General features: G+C 66.6%; 13 protein-coding genes. 5 read left to right on the top strand and 8 right to left on the bottom strand.

The genetic code is table 11. The annotated features are described in order from the left end of the window. Positions 1-45: 45 nt before the first annotated feature. Positions 46-1,173: an acyl-CoA dehydrogenase family protein gene (locus CNE_RS21150; RefSeq protein WP_013952317.1), complete on the bottom strand. Its 1,128-nt coding sequence runs from the start codon at positions 1,171-1,173 to the stop codon at positions 46-48. 13 nt (positions 1,174-1,186) lie between these two features. Continuing rightward, positions 1,187-2,380, bottom strand: coding sequence for an acyl-CoA dehydrogenase family protein (locus CNE_RS21155; protein ID WP_013952318.1), 1,194 nt, complete (start codon positions 2,378-2,380; stop codon positions 1,187-1,189). A 344-nt stretch (positions 2,381-2,724) separates the two neighbouring features. On the opposite strand from CNE_RS21155, the gene CNE_RS21160 reads away from it, so the two are divergent. Continuing rightward, positions 2,725-4,245, top strand: coding sequence for a class I adenylate-forming enzyme family protein (locus CNE_RS21160; RefSeq protein WP_013952319.1), 1,521 nt, complete (start codon positions 2,725-2,727; stop codon positions 4,243-4,245). 57 nt (positions 4,246-4,302) lie between these two features. Further along, positions 4,303-5,274: a Bug family tripartite tricarboxylate transporter substrate binding protein gene (locus CNE_RS21165; RefSeq protein ID WP_013952320.1), complete on the top strand. Its 972-nt coding sequence runs from the start codon at positions 4,303-4,305 to the stop codon at positions 5,272-5,274. A 282-nt stretch (positions 5,275-5,556) separates the two neighbouring features. Here CNE_RS21165 and CNE_RS21170 read toward each other — a convergent pair whose 3' ends face one another. After that, positions 5,557-6,816 (bottom strand): IS256 family transposase, encoded by a 1,260-nt coding sequence (locus tag CNE_RS21170; RefSeq protein WP_013952233.1) that lies wholly within the window; start codon positions 6,814-6,816, stop codon positions 5,557-5,559. 290 nt (positions 6,817-7,106) lie between these two features. On the opposite strand from CNE_RS21170, the gene CNE_RS41055 reads away from it, so the two are divergent. From CNE_RS41055 to CNE_RS21185, 3 genes are all read left to right on the top strand, one after another. Further along, on the top strand, positions 7,107-7,457 hold the full coding sequence (locus tag CNE_RS41055) for a hypothetical protein (RefSeq protein WP_148271646.1): 351 nt from the start codon (positions 7,107-7,109) through the stop codon (positions 7,455-7,457). Between the two features lie 284 nt (positions 7,458-7,741). Continuing rightward, complete coding sequence (locus CNE_RS21180) at positions 7,742-8,080, top strand: type II toxin-antitoxin system RelE/ParE family toxin (RefSeq protein WP_041228562.1); 339 nt, start codon at positions 7,742-7,744, stop codon at positions 8,078-8,080. Further along, entirely contained in the window at positions 8,077-8,412 is a 336-nt protein-coding gene (locus tag CNE_RS21185) for a helix-turn-helix domain-containing protein (protein ID WP_013952323.1), read from the top strand. The genes CNE_RS21180 and CNE_RS21185 overlap by 4 nt, the downstream gene beginning before the upstream one ends. A gap of 192 nt (positions 8,413-8,604) precedes the next feature. On the opposite strand, the gene CNE_RS21190 is transcribed toward CNE_RS21185, so the two are convergent. From CNE_RS21190 to CNE_RS21210, 5 genes are all read right to left on the bottom strand, one after another. Next, complete coding sequence (locus tag CNE_RS21190; RefSeq protein WP_013952324.1) at positions 8,605-9,471, bottom strand: FAS1-like dehydratase domain-containing protein; 867 nt, start codon at positions 9,469-9,471, stop codon at positions 8,605-8,607. Positions 9,472-9,513: 42 nt separating this feature from the next. Further along, positions 9,514-10,332, bottom strand: a complete 819-nt coding sequence (locus tag CNE_RS21195; RefSeq protein ID WP_013952325.1) for an HpcH/HpaI aldolase/citrate lyase family protein — start codon at positions 10,330-10,332, stop codon at positions 9,514-9,516. Between the two features lie 10 nt (positions 10,333-10,342). Continuing rightward, positions 10,343-11,725, bottom strand: a complete 1,383-nt coding sequence (locus CNE_RS21200; protein WP_013952326.1) for an MmgE/PrpD family protein — start codon at positions 11,723-11,725, stop codon at positions 10,343-10,345. A 75-nt stretch (positions 11,726-11,800) separates the two neighbouring features. Further along, positions 11,801-13,000, bottom strand: coding sequence for a CaiB/BaiF CoA transferase family protein (locus tag CNE_RS21205; RefSeq protein ID WP_013952327.1), 1,200 nt, complete (start codon positions 12,998-13,000; stop codon positions 11,801-11,803). 9 nt (positions 13,001-13,009) lie between these two features. Next, positions 13,010-14,179: an acyl-CoA dehydrogenase family protein gene (locus tag CNE_RS21210; protein ID WP_013952328.1), complete on the bottom strand. Its 1,170-nt coding sequence runs from the start codon at positions 14,177-14,179 to the stop codon at positions 13,010-13,012. Positions 14,180-14,377: the final 198 nt, after the last annotated feature.

Genomic DNA, 14,377 nt, shown 5'->3' on the forward strand with positions numbered 1-14,377 from the left:
GTGCCCGGCCTCGCGCCAGCGTGCGGCCAGCGGCCGCAGCCAGGGTCAGGCTTCCATCACTTCGCCGAAGCGCTGCAGATGGAAGTCGCTGTCGCCCAGCAACTGGTCCAGCATGGTCAGGCGCTTGAAGTAGTCGCCCACGGACAGCTCATCCGTCATGCCCATGCCGCCATGCAGCTGCACGGCCTGCTGGCCGACGAAGCGACCGGCACGGGCCAGCGTCACCTTGGCCGCGGACAGCATGCGGCGGCGCGTGGCGGGATCGGCCTCGTCCAGCGCCTGGACTGCGACGTAGGCCATCGACAGCGCCAGTTCCTTCTGCACCAGCATGTCGGCCATGCGGTGCTGCAGTGCCTGGAAGCTGGCCAGCGGCTTGCCGAACTGCTGGCGCGTGCCCAGGTACTCGGCGGTGATCTCGATCAGCTTTTCCATGGCGCCGGCGCCCTCGGCGCACAGCGCGGCAACGCCATGCTCCAGGCCCACGCCCAGCGCGGCCAGGCCGTCAGCGGGCTCGCCCACCAGCGCGCTGGCCGGCACGGTCACGTCCTGCAGCGACAGGTCGGCGGCGCGCAGGCCGTCGATGGTGGGATAGGCGGTGACGCCCAGGCCCTTGCTGTCGCGCGGCACCAGGAACAACGCAATCTCATTGCTGCCGGCCACGCGCGCGGTCAGCAGGTAGGCGTCGGCGGCACCGCCGTGCCAGACCACGCTCTTGATGCCGTTGAGCACGTAGCCGTCGCCGCTGCGCTCGGCGCTGGCGCGGGCCGATTCCGGGCGGTAGCGGGTGGTCGGCTCCAGGTAGGCCAGCGTGACGATGCGCTCGCCCGAGGCGATCGCGGGCAGCCATTCTTCCTTCTGCGCGGCGCTGCCGTGGGCGGCCAGGATGGCCGCGGCCATCACGCCGCTGGGCGTGACCGGCTCCAGCACCAGGCCGCGGCCCAGTTCGCGCTGCACCACCAGCTGGCTGGCGGGGCCTTCGCCGAAGCCGCCGAAGTCGGCCGGCACGGTCAGGCCCAGCACGCCCATTTCAGCGAGCTTGTTCCACATGCCGCGATCCAGGCTCTCGCCTGCGCGCGCGCTCTTGCGGCGGGCCTCGAACGTGTATTCGGTATCGATGAAGCGACGCAGGCTGTCCGCCAGCATCTGTTGCTCTTCGCTGTAGGTGAAGTCCATGTCAGCTATCCCTTCAGAAACCCAGGATCATCTTGGAGATGATGTTCTTCTGCACTTCGGTCGCGCCGCCGTAGATCGAGGTCTTGCGCATGTCGTAGTAGGTGGAGGCGGCAGGGGCGGCCCAGTCAGGGCCCGCCACCGGCTGCGTCGCGCCCGGCTCAAGCCAGTCCGGCGAATACGGCCAGGCGTTGGGGCCGGCCACTTCCATCATCAGCATGCCCAGGTCCTGCTGCACCTCGGAGCCGCGGATCTTGACGATTGATGCCTCGGGGCCGGGGGTGCCGGCGGCCTGCGTGGCGACGCGCAGCAGCAGCATTTCCAGCGCCATGATGTCCATCTCGACGCGGGCGATCTTGTCGCGCATGCGCACGTCTTCGATCAGCGGGCGGCCGGCGCCGTCGGTGGCCTGGCTGGCGTAGTGCTTGAGCAGGCGCAGCTCGCGGTGGCAGTGGCCGATGCCGGCAATGCCGGTGCGCTCATGGCCGAGCAGGTACTTGGCATAGGTCCAGGCGCGGTTCTCTTCGCCGACCAGGTTCTCGACCGGCACTTCCACGTCTTCGAACCAGGTCTCGTTGACGTCATGGCCGCCGTCGAGCGTCTTGATCGGGCGCACCGTCACGCCGGGCGACTTCATGTCGATCAGCAGCATCGAGATGCCTTCCTGGGCCTTGGCCTCCGGGTCGGTGCGCACCAGGCAGAAGATCCAATCGGCAAAGTGGGCCATGGTGGTCCAGGTCTTCTGGCCGTTGACGATGTACTTGTCGCCCTTGCGCACCGCGCGCGTCTTCAATGAGGCCAGGTCGGAACCCGAGCCCGGCTCGGAGTAGCCCTGGCACCAGAAGTCGTCGATATTGGGGATGCGCGGCAGGAAGCGCTGCTGCATCTCGGGGCTGGCGTACTTCATCAGCACCGGCCCGATCATGGTCAGACCGAACGGCAGCATGCGCGGCGCGCCGGCGCGGAAGGTCTCGATCTCGAAGATCAGGCGCTGCAGCGCGGTCCAGCCGGTGCCGCCCCATTGCCTGGGCCAGGTCGGCGCACCCCAGCCGCGGGCCTGCAGGATGCGGTGCCAGCGGATGTAGTCGTCCTTTTCCACGCGCTGGTGGTTGAGTACCTTGTTGCGGATGTCTTCCGGCAGGCTGGCCTGCGCGAATGTGCGGACCTCCTCGCGGAAGGCCTGTTCCTCGGCGGTGAAACGCAAATCCATCTGAATGTCCCCTGTGGTACGCGGGCCGCGCGGCGCTTTTGGCTCAGCCTGGTTGTGCAGTGCGTCAAAGCGGCGGCCCTCACTGTGCCGGCCGATTGTAGGGGCCGGGCGCGATTCCTTGCTTCATCAATGATAAAGCCGTCCTTCGTGGAGGCGGAACCACCTGCGCCGGGTGGTGGCGGGGCGGACGGCGGCTGGCCAGTGGCGTTGACGAACACGGCCTTAGTGAATTCCAAATGGCTCCGGCACGGGGCTTGCCGCAAACTGATGCAGCCAGTTTCATGTGGCCGGGTGCATTCCGCCGCATATCCGACTCAGCTTGCATCGAGAGACCCACCAGCACCATGTCTTCCTTCCGCCCCGAATATATCCACGACATCCCCCGCTACTGGGCCGCGCAGACGCCCGACGCGCCGTGCCTGCACGAGAACGGCGCCGTCATCAGCTACGGCGAGCTGTGGCGGCGCATCGAGGCCGCCCGCGACTGGCTGGCGGCGCAGGGCGTGGGCGAGGGCGACCGCGTGATGGTGGTCGGCGAGAACTGCAACGAGATGGTGGTCACGCTGTTCGCCAGCAGCCTGCTGCACGCCTGGCCGATCCAGGTCAACGCGCGCCTGTCCGCGCGCGAGATCGACAATATCCGCGATCATGCGCAGCCGGCGCTGGTGCTGTTCACCGGCCATGTGTCCGACGTGGCCGCGGCGCACGGCGAGCGGCTGGGCGCACAGGCCACCGGCTGCCCAGTGTTCGACGCTGGCATGCGGGTGGTGCGCGCGGCCACCCCGCCGCAGCGCGAGCCGGCCGGGCTGGCCCGCAGCGTCGCCACGCTGATTTATACCTCCGGCACCACCGGTGCGCCCAAGGGCGTGATGGTGCCGCATGCGGGCCTGACGCAGTTTGCGCGCATCTCCGCCACCTCGCGCGACATGGGCCCGGCCGACGTGGCCTACGGCGCCTTGCCGATGTCGCATATCTTCGGCATTGCCACGGTGCTGATGGCCACGCTGTATGCCGGCGCCAGCCTGTTCCTGCGCCCTCGCTTCGACGCCAATGAAGTGTTCGAGTCGCTGGCGTCGCCCGGCGTCACCATCCTGCAGGGCGTGCCGACCATGTTCACGCGCCTCATGGCGGTGGCGCCCACCGTCGGCGCGAAGCCCGGCGCCTATCCGCGCCTGCGCTACCTCTATACCGGCGGCGCGCCGCTGGACCCCACGCTTAAGCGCGAGGTCGAAACCCTGTTCGGGCAGGCGCTGCACCATGGCTACGGCATCACCGAATACGCCGGCTCGCTCTTCATCACGCGCATGGAAGCCCCGCGCGCCGACTGCTCGGCCGGCTATATCGTCGAAGGCGTGGAGATCGAGATCACCGATGCCGAAGGCAAGCCGCTGCCCGCCGGCGAGCGCGGCCAGATCCGCGTGCGCGGCCCGGGCGTGATGCTGGGCTATTACCACAACCCCGAGCAGACCGCCGAGGCGCTGCTGCCCGGCGGCTGGCTCAACACCGGCGACCTGGGCTACCTGGATGCCGACGGCGCGCTGTTTATCTCCGGCCGCTCCAAGGACCTGATCATCCGCTCCGGCTTCAACGTCTACCCGATCGAGGTCGAGTCGGTGATCAACGCCTTCCCCGGCGTGCGCCAGTCGGCCGTGGTGGGACGCACCACCGCCGACGGCAACGAGGAAGTGGTGGCCTTCATTGAAATGCAGGACGGCGCCGAGCTTGACCGCAAGGCGCTGGACACCTACCTGCGCGAGAGCCTGGCCCCGTACAAGCGCCCGGCCGAGGTCCGCACCGTCGAGGTGATTCCGACCACGGCGAGCGGCAAGCTGCTCAAGCAGCCGCTGCGCGCCTTGCTCGATTAAGCGCCCGCCGGGCATGCTGGCCCCGGGCAATATCAGCCATACCTGGAGGAGACAACAATGAAGACATGGACGACACTGGCAGCCCTGACCGCCACGCTGCTGCTGCAGGGCGCGGCGTGGGCCGCCGACGCCTACCCGTCGCGGCCGGTCAAGCTGCTGGTGGGCTACGCGCCCGGCGGCCCGGTCGACACCGCCGCGCGCATCTATGCCGAGCAGCTCGGGCGCGCGCTCAAGCAGCCGGTGGTGGTGGACAACCGTGCGGGCGCCAGCGGCGCGATCGCCGCCGACATGACCGCCAAGGCGGCGCCGGACGGCTACACGCTGTATTTCGTCGCCAGCCCGACCATGACCATGACCCCGCTGATCCAGCACTCGGTCAACTTTAACCCGGTCAAGGACTTTACCTATATCGGCCTGATCACCGATTACACCAACGTGTTGCTGGTGAACAAGGACTTCCCGGCGAAGAACGTGGGCGAGCTGGTCGACTATGCGCGCAAGCACCCTGAGGGGGTCTCGTTCGGCTCGGCCGGCATTGGGGCATCGAACCATCTGTCCGCGGAACTGCTGGCTCAGATGAACAACGTGAAGATGCTGCACGTGCCGTACAAGGGTAATGCGCCGGCCATGGCTGACGTGATGAGTGGCAAGGTGACGTTCATGTTCGACATTACCGGGACGGCCATCGGGCATATCAATGGCGGCAAGGTGCGTGCGCTGGCGGTTACGTCGAAGACCCGCAACCCGGCGCTGCCGAACGTGCCGACCATGATCGAGTCGGGGCAGAAGGACTATGACCTGACTGGCTGGTATGCGCTGGTGGGGCCGCAGAAGCTGCCGGCGGATGTTGTGGACAAGCTGGTCAAGGCGCAGAAGGCGGTTGGGGAGGATGCTGCTTTCCGGCAACGTATGACGGCGGGGGGGTATGACGTCAATATCAGCACGCCGAAGGCGCTGGGGGATCGGATTCAGCGGGAGCTGGCGCTTTGGGGTGGGGTGGTGAAGGCGGCGAAGATTCAGGCGGATTGAGGGGGGAGGGGCTGGATGGGGGTGGGGGTCTTGGCTGGCGTGTGGTTCTTGACTAGCGTGGGCTGTTTCGCCGGCGTAGCCGGCGACCTACTTTCTGTCCGAGCGACAGAAAGTAGGCAAAGAGCGCGTCGCCTGGGGGCGGCTGGCCATAAATTGCACGGTGTTGGTCATATGGCGGCGGTGCTTGCCGTTTTGCGTGGTTGCCCGTTGGGCCTGTCAGTTTTTTTGTGTGCAGGGCAGTTAAAGGCTCATCGTCATTTCGACCGGTGAGCCAGTATTATCTCAACGATGTGGATGGGTGAAGCGCTCCTCGTAGAGGATTGCAAACTGGTTCATGGCAGCCTTCCAGTCATGCGTTGAACTGCCCCACTTCCCGGTGATGTTGCGCAGGGCCAGCCACAGCAGCTTGGTCGCCGCTTCATCGCTGGGGAAGTGACCCCGCGTCTTGATGATCTTGCGCAGTTGGGCGTTGACGCTCTCGATCGCGTTGGTCGTGTAGATGATCTTGCGGATCGCCGGCGGGAACGTAAAGAACGGGATCACCTGGTCCCACGCGCGACGCCAGGACGCGGCGATCGGGGTGTACCGCTTGCCCCATTCCCCTTGCTCGAAGGCCGCCAGCTCGGCCAGCGCAGCCTCCACGGTGGGCGCGGTGTACACGGGCTTGAGCGCCGCAGCCACGGCCCGGCGCTCCTTCCAACTGGCGTATTCCAAACTGTTCCGGATCAGATGCACGATGCAGGTCTGCAGCGTGGTGTTCGGGAACACCGCGGCCAGGGCCTGTTCCATGCCCTTAAGACCATCGGTCACCGCGATCAGTATGTCCTGGGTGCCACGGGTCTTCAGGTCGTTGAACACCTTCATCCAGAACTTGGCACCTTCGGTGGTCTCGATCCACAGGCCCAGGATGTCGCGCGTGCCGTCCGGCAGCACGCCCAAGGCCAGGTAGACGGCCTTGTTGCGCACCACGCCGTCCTCACGCATCTTGACCCGCAGCGCGTCGAAGAACACGACCGGATACATCACCTCAAGCGGGCGGGCCTGCCAGGCAGTGACTTCGTCCATCACTGCATCGGTCACCGAGCTGATGAACTCGGGCGAGACCTCGGTGCCGTACTGTTCGGCCAGAAACGCCTGGATCTCGCGCACGGTCATGCCACGGGCGTACATGGCGATGATCTTGTCGTCGAACCCGGTGAAGCGCCGTTCGTGCTTGGGAATCAGGATCGGATCGAAGCTGCCATCGCGGTCGCGCGGGATGTCCACCCTCAGCGGGCCATCCTCGGTCAGGACGGTCTTGGCGCTCTTGCCGTTGCGCTGGTTGGCCGTGCCGGCCGGGCGCTCCGCGCCCGGCTGGTAGCCCAGGTGATGGCCGAGCTCGGCGCCCAAGGCGCGCTCGATCAGGGCCTTCTTGAACGCCATCGAGGCGTCCTGAACCGCCTCGGCGGTCATGGGGCCCTTCACGAAATGGGCGATCAGGTCCTCGGGAATGGCCGGCAGCTCACGGTCTGCGGCTTGGCTGGTTTTCGTCTTGCGTGGCATACATGCTCCTTATCGACATGTTATGCCCTAAACACAAAATTTCTGACAGGTCCTGCCCGTTCGACCCAGCTACGCTCCCTGTCTGGTGCCTACGTCCACGGACTATTGGACGAACCCGATTAGGCTATTGGCAACCTGCTAACCAGGTCATCGGTGGGACGCCTTCGACTGCGCTGCGCGCACTCAGTATCGCAGGTCGGGTGCCCAGGCACGGAATGCGTCGCTGCTGGCCCGCCACCTCAAGTGAGAATGAGCGGCGGGCCTCCACTTCTACGTTACAGAGGTCAGCAATGCACCAGTCCAGCATCGAACCCGATGCCTTCACCCCACCTCGACTTGATGATTCGCTTTCGCGGTTCAGTCCCGAAACCCGCCGCGCAGCGCGTGAAGACGCGCTGCCTGTTCCTCGGCAACTCTTGCTATTGAATCTGTTGGATCAGGCCGATGCGGTTGCGCGAGGCGCGGCCTGCGTGCTGACGTTGGTTACGCACAGCGAATGTGACGCACAGGAAGAGGGAAGCGTAGCCTTGCGGCCGGCTACGTTGGATGCCTTGCGAGGGCTCTGCCGGGCCTCCCTTGGATTGCTGGCCGACAGGGTAGAAGAAGTCGCGGAGGGAATTGAGGAGGCGATGGTCGGGTAACCAATCGCGGCCCATGATGTCGGGTCGGCGGAAGCAGTTGGCCAAAGTCCGACCTTTCCAAAGCCAGAGATGACTGCATGCGACGCATATCGCATGCAGTTGGCATTCAATGGGAATACCGACACCGCAAGAATCCATCCCGCGCCGTGCCGCCGGGCACGAAGCACGCCGAGGACTCGTCCGGGGAACTGACCTCCCGAAGGGACGGAAGGACCATCTGTGGCCGTGTCTGCATGGGTTCTGCTGGCCGCAATTTTGGTATAAAATTTTATACGGATTGTGGGATGGAGAAAGAGATTCGCTGGGTCGGGTCAGCCTACAACGACCTGCTCGCTTTCCCCGCGGAGGCCCGCCAGCAGGCGGGATTCCAGTTAGGCAAGGTCCAGGCGGGGCTGGAACCAGAAGACTGGAAGCCCTTTGACGACATAGGTACTGGCACTCGCGAGATTCGCCTGCGTGATGCGGGAGGGGCATTTCGAGTGATGTACGTCGCCAAGTTCGAGGAAGCCGTGTACGTCCTGCACTGCTTCCAGAAGAAGACGCAGGCGACGAACCTGAAGGACAAGCGCATCGCCGAGGCTCGCTATCGAGCTATCGCCAACGCGAGGAAAGGCAAGTCATGAAGATCGACACTGAGATCCGCCACGTAACCAAGCCAGGCGCCAATCTGTTCCTGGAACTGGGGTTTTCGCCCGAGGAAGCCAAGCGGCTGCAGGCGGCGTCGAAAAAGCAGATCAACGACACGAAGCTGCTCAAGGAACAGCTCATGGCCGAACTGGCGGCATGGATTGAGCAACACCACCTGAAACAGGCGGAGGCCGCCGAGATCCTGAGGGTGTCTCGTCCGCGCGTGTCGGACGTAGTGAACCGAAAGACGGCCAAATTCACCATCGACACGTTGGTTGAAATGTTGAGCCGCATTGGCAAGCCCGTCCGCTTGGCAATCGGCCGGTAAGCCAGGGGCGCGCAGTAGCGGCGCGCCGCAAACCTGGCAAACGTATGCATGAGCCCACTGATTCATTTAGATGGCAGGCGCTGGCCAGTCTCAGTGAATCAGTGGACTAGACCTCTCTCCGTCACCTCGCCCCTACTGCTAGCAGGAAACAGAAGGAAAGCAGCCGCCTGCAGCATCCGCGGCCCTTGCCTTTTACCCTTCCACCTCCGCCCACCCCTGCATCGCCTGCCCGCCAGCATTATCGCCAGTCCACAGCACCAGCCGCCCAGCCTGCGCCGGATCGGCTGCGCCGCCGACGATGATGGTGTCCTGGTCGAACAGCGGCGCCAGCCCGCGGAAGCCAAAGCGGCGCACGCGCGCCTGCGGTTGCTCGCGCGCCACCAGGTCCAGCATCAGCATGGCCTGCATCGGCCCGTGCACCACCAGGCCGGGGTAGCCCTCGACCTCGCGCGTGTACTGGCGGTCATAGTGGATGCGGTGGCCGTTGAAGGTCAGTGCCGAGTAGCGGAACAGCATCACCGGGTCTGCCTGCAGCGTGCGCTGCCACTGCGCGGTCTGCTCCAGGCGCGGGCGCGGCGGCTGCGGCTTGGACGGGTCGGGCATGGCGCGGTAGACGATATCGTGGCGCTCGTTGACGGCGGTCTTGCCGTTGACGGTCAGTTCGTGATCGACGGCGACAAACCACAGTTCACCGGTGCGCCCGGTCTTGTACTGCACGTCCTTGATGGTGGAGGTACGCGTGACGGTATCGCCGATATGCAGCGGATGGCCGAAGGTCAGTTCGCTGCCGGCCCACATGCGGCGCGGCAGCGGCACCGGCGGCATGAAGCCGCCCAGGGTGGGATGGCCGTCGCGTCCCAGTTCATGCTGCGGCGCGCGCGGCAGGAAGTAGAGCCAGTGCCACAGCGGCGGCAGCGGGCCGGCGGCAACGGCCTCGGGGTCGAGGTCGAAGGTGGCGGCGAGGCCGGTCACCGGTTCCGGCGACAGCGTTTCGGTGCGCGATTCGCTGCGGCCGATCCAGCCGCGCAGGCGTTCGAGTTCAGGAGTGGCGTCAGTCATGACAGTAGTCCTTGTAATGCGTGAAGGTTGTCGGGCGGCGGGTTATTGCGCTAGTGCCAGCAGCCGGCGAGCCTGCTCGATCACGGGCCGGTCCACCATCTTGCCATCGACCTGCACCGCATGGCTGCCGCTGGCGGTAGCTTCCAGCACGCGGCGGGCCCAGTCGAGCTGCTCGGGGCTGGGCAAGAAGCCTGCGCGTACCGCGCCCAGCTGGGCCGGGTGGATGCAGAGCTTGCCGGCAAAGCCGAGTTCGCGCGCATAGGCAACGTCGCTGGCCAGCACGGCTTCATCCTTCAGCGCGGTGGTCACGCCGTCGACCGGCGGCGGCAGCCCTGCCACGCGTGAGGCCAGCACGATGCGCGCGCGTGCAAAGGCGAGCGCGTCGCGCGTGTGGCTGCAGCCCAGGTCGACCGCATAGTCGAGCGAGCCGAAGGCAAGACGTGCGACGCCGGTGGCCACGGCGTCGATCTGATGCAGACCGAGCGCGGTTTCGATGATCGCGACAAGCTCGCCCTGCGGGTTGATCGCATGCAGGGCCTGCGCGATGGTGGCCAGCGCTGCGGCATCTTCTGCCTTGGGCACCAGCAGGCCGGCCAGCGCGGTGCCCGGCGGCAGCGCGCGCAGCCAGGCCAGGTCGGCGGCAAAGGATTGCGAGGCGCTGTCGTTGATGCGGACAAAGGCGTTGGCCGCGGGCCGTCCGGCCAGCCAGGCAGCGATGGCTTCGCGCGCGGCGGGCTTGGCGTCCGGATGGACCGCGTCCTCGAGGTCCAGGATCATCACATCGGGGCCGGCGGCCGCGGCCTTGTCGAAGCGTTCCGGCCGGTCGCCCGGCACGAACAGGTAGGTGACTGCAGTGGACATGTCTTGGTTCTCAGCCTGCGGCGGGCAGCCAGTCGTTGACGTTCGGGGCCTGTTCCAGCGCCCACACGCGCTGGATGATGGCACGCATTTCGGCATCGCTTGCGCCGTGGCGGAACGCGCCCAGCTGCAGCGCTTTCGCTTCCAGTTCCGGGCGCGACAGGGTGTTGTCGGGATCGCCCTTCGGTACGTCGACGCGCGCCGCCAGCGTGCGGCCGTCGGTGGTCCTGACGGTCACGCGGCCGATCCACTGGCGCGGGTAGGCGGCGTTGATCTCGGCATCCAGTTCCATGCCGACCTTGCCGCGGAAGGCGGTCACCTTCGGGTCCTGCAGCGCATGCTGCTCGAACTCGCCCAGGCCCGCATGGCCGTGCACGGCCACCAGCCCCAGCACCGTGCCCATCGAGAACTTGGCCTGGTGGATGGTGGTGGGGTTGACCACGGGGCCTAGCACGTCGATGGCGCCCTGGTGCACGTGCGTGGTGACGCTGGCGACCTGGTCGGCGCTGATGCCTTCGCGCTCCATCAGCGCCTTGAGCGCATCGGCGGCCGGGTGCGTGTGGCGGCATGAGGCGAAGAACTTGAACGAGGTCTCGGCGGTGGCCCAGCGCGTGCCCAGGCCGTCGGTCAGGCAGGCGGGGTTGGCATCGCTCGACATGCCGGCAGCCATGCCCTGCGCGCCTTCCAGGATCTGCTTCGCGCCGGTGAAGCCGGCCCGCGCGAGCCACGCCGACTGCAGGCCATCGGCCGCGGCCTTGGCGGTATGCAGCTGCTTGGAGTCGGCGGCGTCGCGCAGGAATTCCCACAGGCCCGCGGCCTGCGTGCCGGCCGAGCCCAGTGCCTGGTTGATGCCTTCTGCATCCAGGCCGTAGAGCTTGGCCACGGCGGCGGCGGCGGCCAGGGTGCCCACCGTGCCGGTGGTGTGGAACACGCGGTAGTGCGAACGGCCCATGAATTCGCCGATGCGGATCCCGGCCTCATAACCGGCGATCGAAGCCAGCAGCACTTCGGCGCCGGTCTTGCCCTCGGCCTGCGCGGCTGCCACCACGGCGGGGAACACCACCGCGGCCGGGTGCAGCACCGAGCCGTTGTGCACGTCGTCCTGCTCGACCACGTGCGAGGAGGCGCCGTTGATCAGCGCGGCAAAGTAGGGCGAGGTGCGGCGGCGGTCCACCAGCACTTCGGCGCCGCCTTGCGCCGGACCCATGGCCGCGGCGAACTCCTGCAGCTTGCGCACGGCGGGCGCGTCCTTGCCGGCGATGGCCGAGGCGATCCAGTCCAGGAACAGGTCCTTGGTGCGCTCGATCACGGGCGCGGGCACGTCGGCCAGCTTGAGGTCGGCCAGGAAGTCGCAAAGCTGGCGGGTCGGGTAGGTGGTGTCTGCGGGTTGGCTCATGCCGGCTCCGGAGATTGAGTAGGGGCTTGCGGAAAGGAAAAATGGCGCCCGGTCTTCCCGGGCGCCGGCATTGGCTCAGATGGTCTGCTTGTCCGCCAGCGCGGCGATGTCGCTGTCGGCGTAGCCTAGCTCGGCCAGGATCTGGCGGCTGTGCGCGCCCAGCGCGGGCACATCGCCCATCACCGGCTCCACGCCCGACAGGTTGGCCGGCGGCAGCAGCGCGCCGATGGTGCCGCCGGGCACCGCGACTTCGCGCCAGCGGTTGCGGGCGGCCAGTTGCGGGTGGTTCCAGACGGCTTCGATGTCGTTCATCGGCGCGTTGGCGATCTGGGCGGCGTCCAGCAGTGCCTCCGCCTGCGACACGGTCATCGCGGCAAAGCGATGCTCGATGATCTCGGTCATCGCGGGGCGGTTCTTGACGCGGCCGGAGTTGGTGGCGAAGCGCTCGTCCTGCAGCAGCTCGGGCTGCTCCAGCACCTTCTCGCAGAAGGCACGCCATTCACGCTCGTTCTGCAGGCCGAAGATCACGCTGCCGCCGTCGCCGGTGCGGTGCACGCCGTACGGCGCGATGGCCGGGTGCGAGGCGCCGAAGCGCGCCGGCGGCGTGCCGCCGTAGTGGCCGAAGTAGAGCGCATAGCCCATCCATTCAGACAGCGCTTCGAGCATGGTGACTTCCACGCGCACGCCCTCACCGGTGCGCCCGCGCTGCAGCAGCGCCGACAGTATGCCGGTGTAGGCGTACATGCCGGCGGCGATGTCGGCAATCGAGATGCCCGCGCGCGACGGCTCGTCGGGGCCGCCGGTGATGCCGATCAGGCCGGCCGCGGCCTGGATCAGCAGGTCATAGGCCTTCTTGTCGCGATAGGGTCCGGCATCGCCATAGCCCGAGATATCGCACACGACCAGCTTGCCGTAGCGGGCGTGCAGGGTGTCGAAATCCAGGCCCATGCGCGCGGCGGCGCCGGGGGCCAGGTTCTGCACCAGCACGTCGGCGTCGGCCAGCAGCTGGTGCAGGACCTTCTGCGCCTCGTCCTGCTTCAGGTCCAGCGTCAGGCTTTCCTTGCCGCGGTTGAGCCAGACGAAGTGCGAGGCCTGGCCATGCACGGTCTCGTCATAGCCGCGGGCAAAGTCGCCCGCGCCGGGGCGCTCGACCTTGATCACGCGCGCGCCCAGGTCGGCCAGCTGGCGCGTGGCGAAGGGCGCGGCCACGGCGTGCTCGAGCGAGACCACGCGGATGCCGTCGAGCGGGCGGATACCTTTGGGGGAATGGGACATGCAGGGGCCTTAGAACGAACGCGGCAGCTCAAGCACATGCTCGGCCACGTAGGACAGGATCAGGTTGGTCGAGATCGGCGCCACCTGGTACAGGCGTGTCTCGCGGAACTTGCGTTCGATGTCGTACTCGGCGGCAAAGCCGAAGCCGCCGTGCGTCTGCAGGCAGACGTTGGCCGCTTCCCACGAGGCGTCGGCGGCCAGCAGCTTCGAGATATTGGCTTCCTTGCCGCACGGCTTGCCGGCGTCGAACAATTGCGACGCCTTGTAGCGCATCAGGCTGGCGGCCTCGACATTGATGTAGGAGCGCGCGATCGGGAACTGCACGGCCTGGTTCTGGCCGATCGGACGGTCGAACACGATGCGGTCGCGCGCATAGTTGCTGGCGCGCTCGACAAACCAGTAGCCGTCGCCGATGCACTCGGCGGCGATCAGGATGCGCTCGGCGTTGAGGCCGTCAAGGATGTACTTCAGGCCCTTGCCTTCCTCGCCGATCAGGTTTTCTGCGGGGACTTCCAGGTTGTCGAAGAACAGCTCGTTGGTCTCGTGGTTGACCATGTTACGGATCGGCTTGACTGTCAGGCCCTTGCCGATGGCATCGCGCAGGTCCACCACAAACACCGACAGGCCTTCGGATTTGCGCTTGACCTGATCCAGCGGCGTGGTGCGCGCCAGCAGCAGCATCAGGTCCGAATGCTGCACGCGCGAAATCCATACCTTCTGGCCATTGACGATGTACTTGTCGCCCTGGCGCACCGCGGTGGTCTTGAGCTTGGTGGTATCGGTGCCGGTGGTGGGTTCGGTCACGGCCATCGACTGCATGCGCAGCTCGCCCGAGGCGATGCCCGGCAGCCAGCGCTGTTTCTGCGCTTCGGAGCCGTGGCGCAGCAGGCAGCCCATCACGTACATCTGGCCGTGGCAGGCGCCGGAATTGCCGCCGCTGCGGTTGATTTCTTCCATGATGACCGAGGCCGCGGTCAACGACAGGCCCGAGCCGCCATAGGCTTCGGGGATCAGCGCCGACAGCCAGCCTGCCTGGGTCAGCGCCTGGACAAAGGTCTCAGGAAAGGCGTTCTGCTCTTCCACCCGTTGCCAGTACGCCGAATCGAAGCCGGCGCAGAGGTCGCGCACCGCTTCGCGGATTTCGGGGTACAGCTGGTCTGGATCCTGATGTGCGTGCATGGGGTAGCCCCGCTCAGATTGAATGGGGCCATTATTCCCGAGCCCCCGGCACGCTGAAATTCGGATTTGCGAAAGAGCGGCTTAGGTGGGCCGGAAGCGGGGGCGGCGGAAGCTGCATGCGGCGCCGGGCGCCTGTAGATGCGCAAGAGGCCGGCGCAGCGGCCTCTTGCGAAGGGATGGCAGGCAGGCCGGGCCTGG

The organism is Cupriavidus necator N-1 (genome assembly GCF_000219215.1).
In the GTDB taxonomy this organism is placed as follows: Bacteria; Pseudomonadota; Gammaproteobacteria; order Burkholderiales; family Burkholderiaceae; genus Cupriavidus; species Cupriavidus necator.

Bases quoted from the DNA above. Each gene is read 5' to 3' on its own strand.
- CNE_RS21150 (WP_013952317.1), bottom strand. From the start codon at position 1,173: ATGGACTTCACCTACAGCGAAGAGCAACAGATGCTGGCGGACAGCCTG.
- CNE_RS21155 (WP_013952318.1), bottom strand. From the start codon at position 2,380: ATGGATTTGCGTTTCACCGCCGAGGAACAGGCCTTCCGCGAGGAGGTC.
- CNE_RS21160 (WP_013952319.1), top strand. From the start codon at position 2,725: ATGTCTTCCTTCCGCCCCGAATATATCCACGACATCCCCCGCTACTGG.
- CNE_RS21165 (WP_013952320.1), top strand. From the start codon at position 4,303: ATGAAGACATGGACGACACTGGCAGCCCTGACCGCCACGCTGCTGCTG.
- CNE_RS21170 (WP_013952233.1), bottom strand. From the start codon at position 6,816: ATGCCACGCAAGACGAAAACCAGCCAAGCCGCAGACCGTGAGCTGCCG.
- CNE_RS41055 (WP_148271646.1), top strand. From the start codon at position 7,107: ATGCACCAGTCCAGCATCGAACCCGATGCCTTCACCCCACCTCGACTT.
- CNE_RS21180 (WP_041228562.1), top strand. From the start codon at position 7,742: ATGGAGAAAGAGATTCGCTGGGTCGGGTCAGCCTACAACGACCTGCTC.
- CNE_RS21185 (WP_013952323.1), top strand. From the start codon at position 8,077: ATGAAGATCGACACTGAGATCCGCCACGTAACCAAGCCAGGCGCCAAT.
- CNE_RS21190 (WP_013952324.1), bottom strand. From the start codon at position 9,471: ATGACTGACGCCACTCCTGAACTCGAACGCCTGCGCGGCTGGATCGGC.
- CNE_RS21195 (WP_013952325.1), bottom strand. From the start codon at position 10,332: ATGTCCACTGCAGTCACCTACCTGTTCGTGCCGGGCGACCGGCCGGAA.
- CNE_RS21200 (WP_013952326.1), bottom strand. From the start codon at position 11,725: ATGAGCCAACCCGCAGACACCACCTACCCGACCCGCCAGCTTTGCGAC.
- CNE_RS21205 (WP_013952327.1), bottom strand. From the start codon at position 13,000: ATGTCCCATTCCCCCAAAGGTATCCGCCCGCTCGACGGCATCCGCGTG.
- CNE_RS21210 (WP_013952328.1), bottom strand. From the start codon at position 14,179: ATGCACGCACATCAGGATCCAGACCAGCTGTACCCCGAAATCCGCGAA.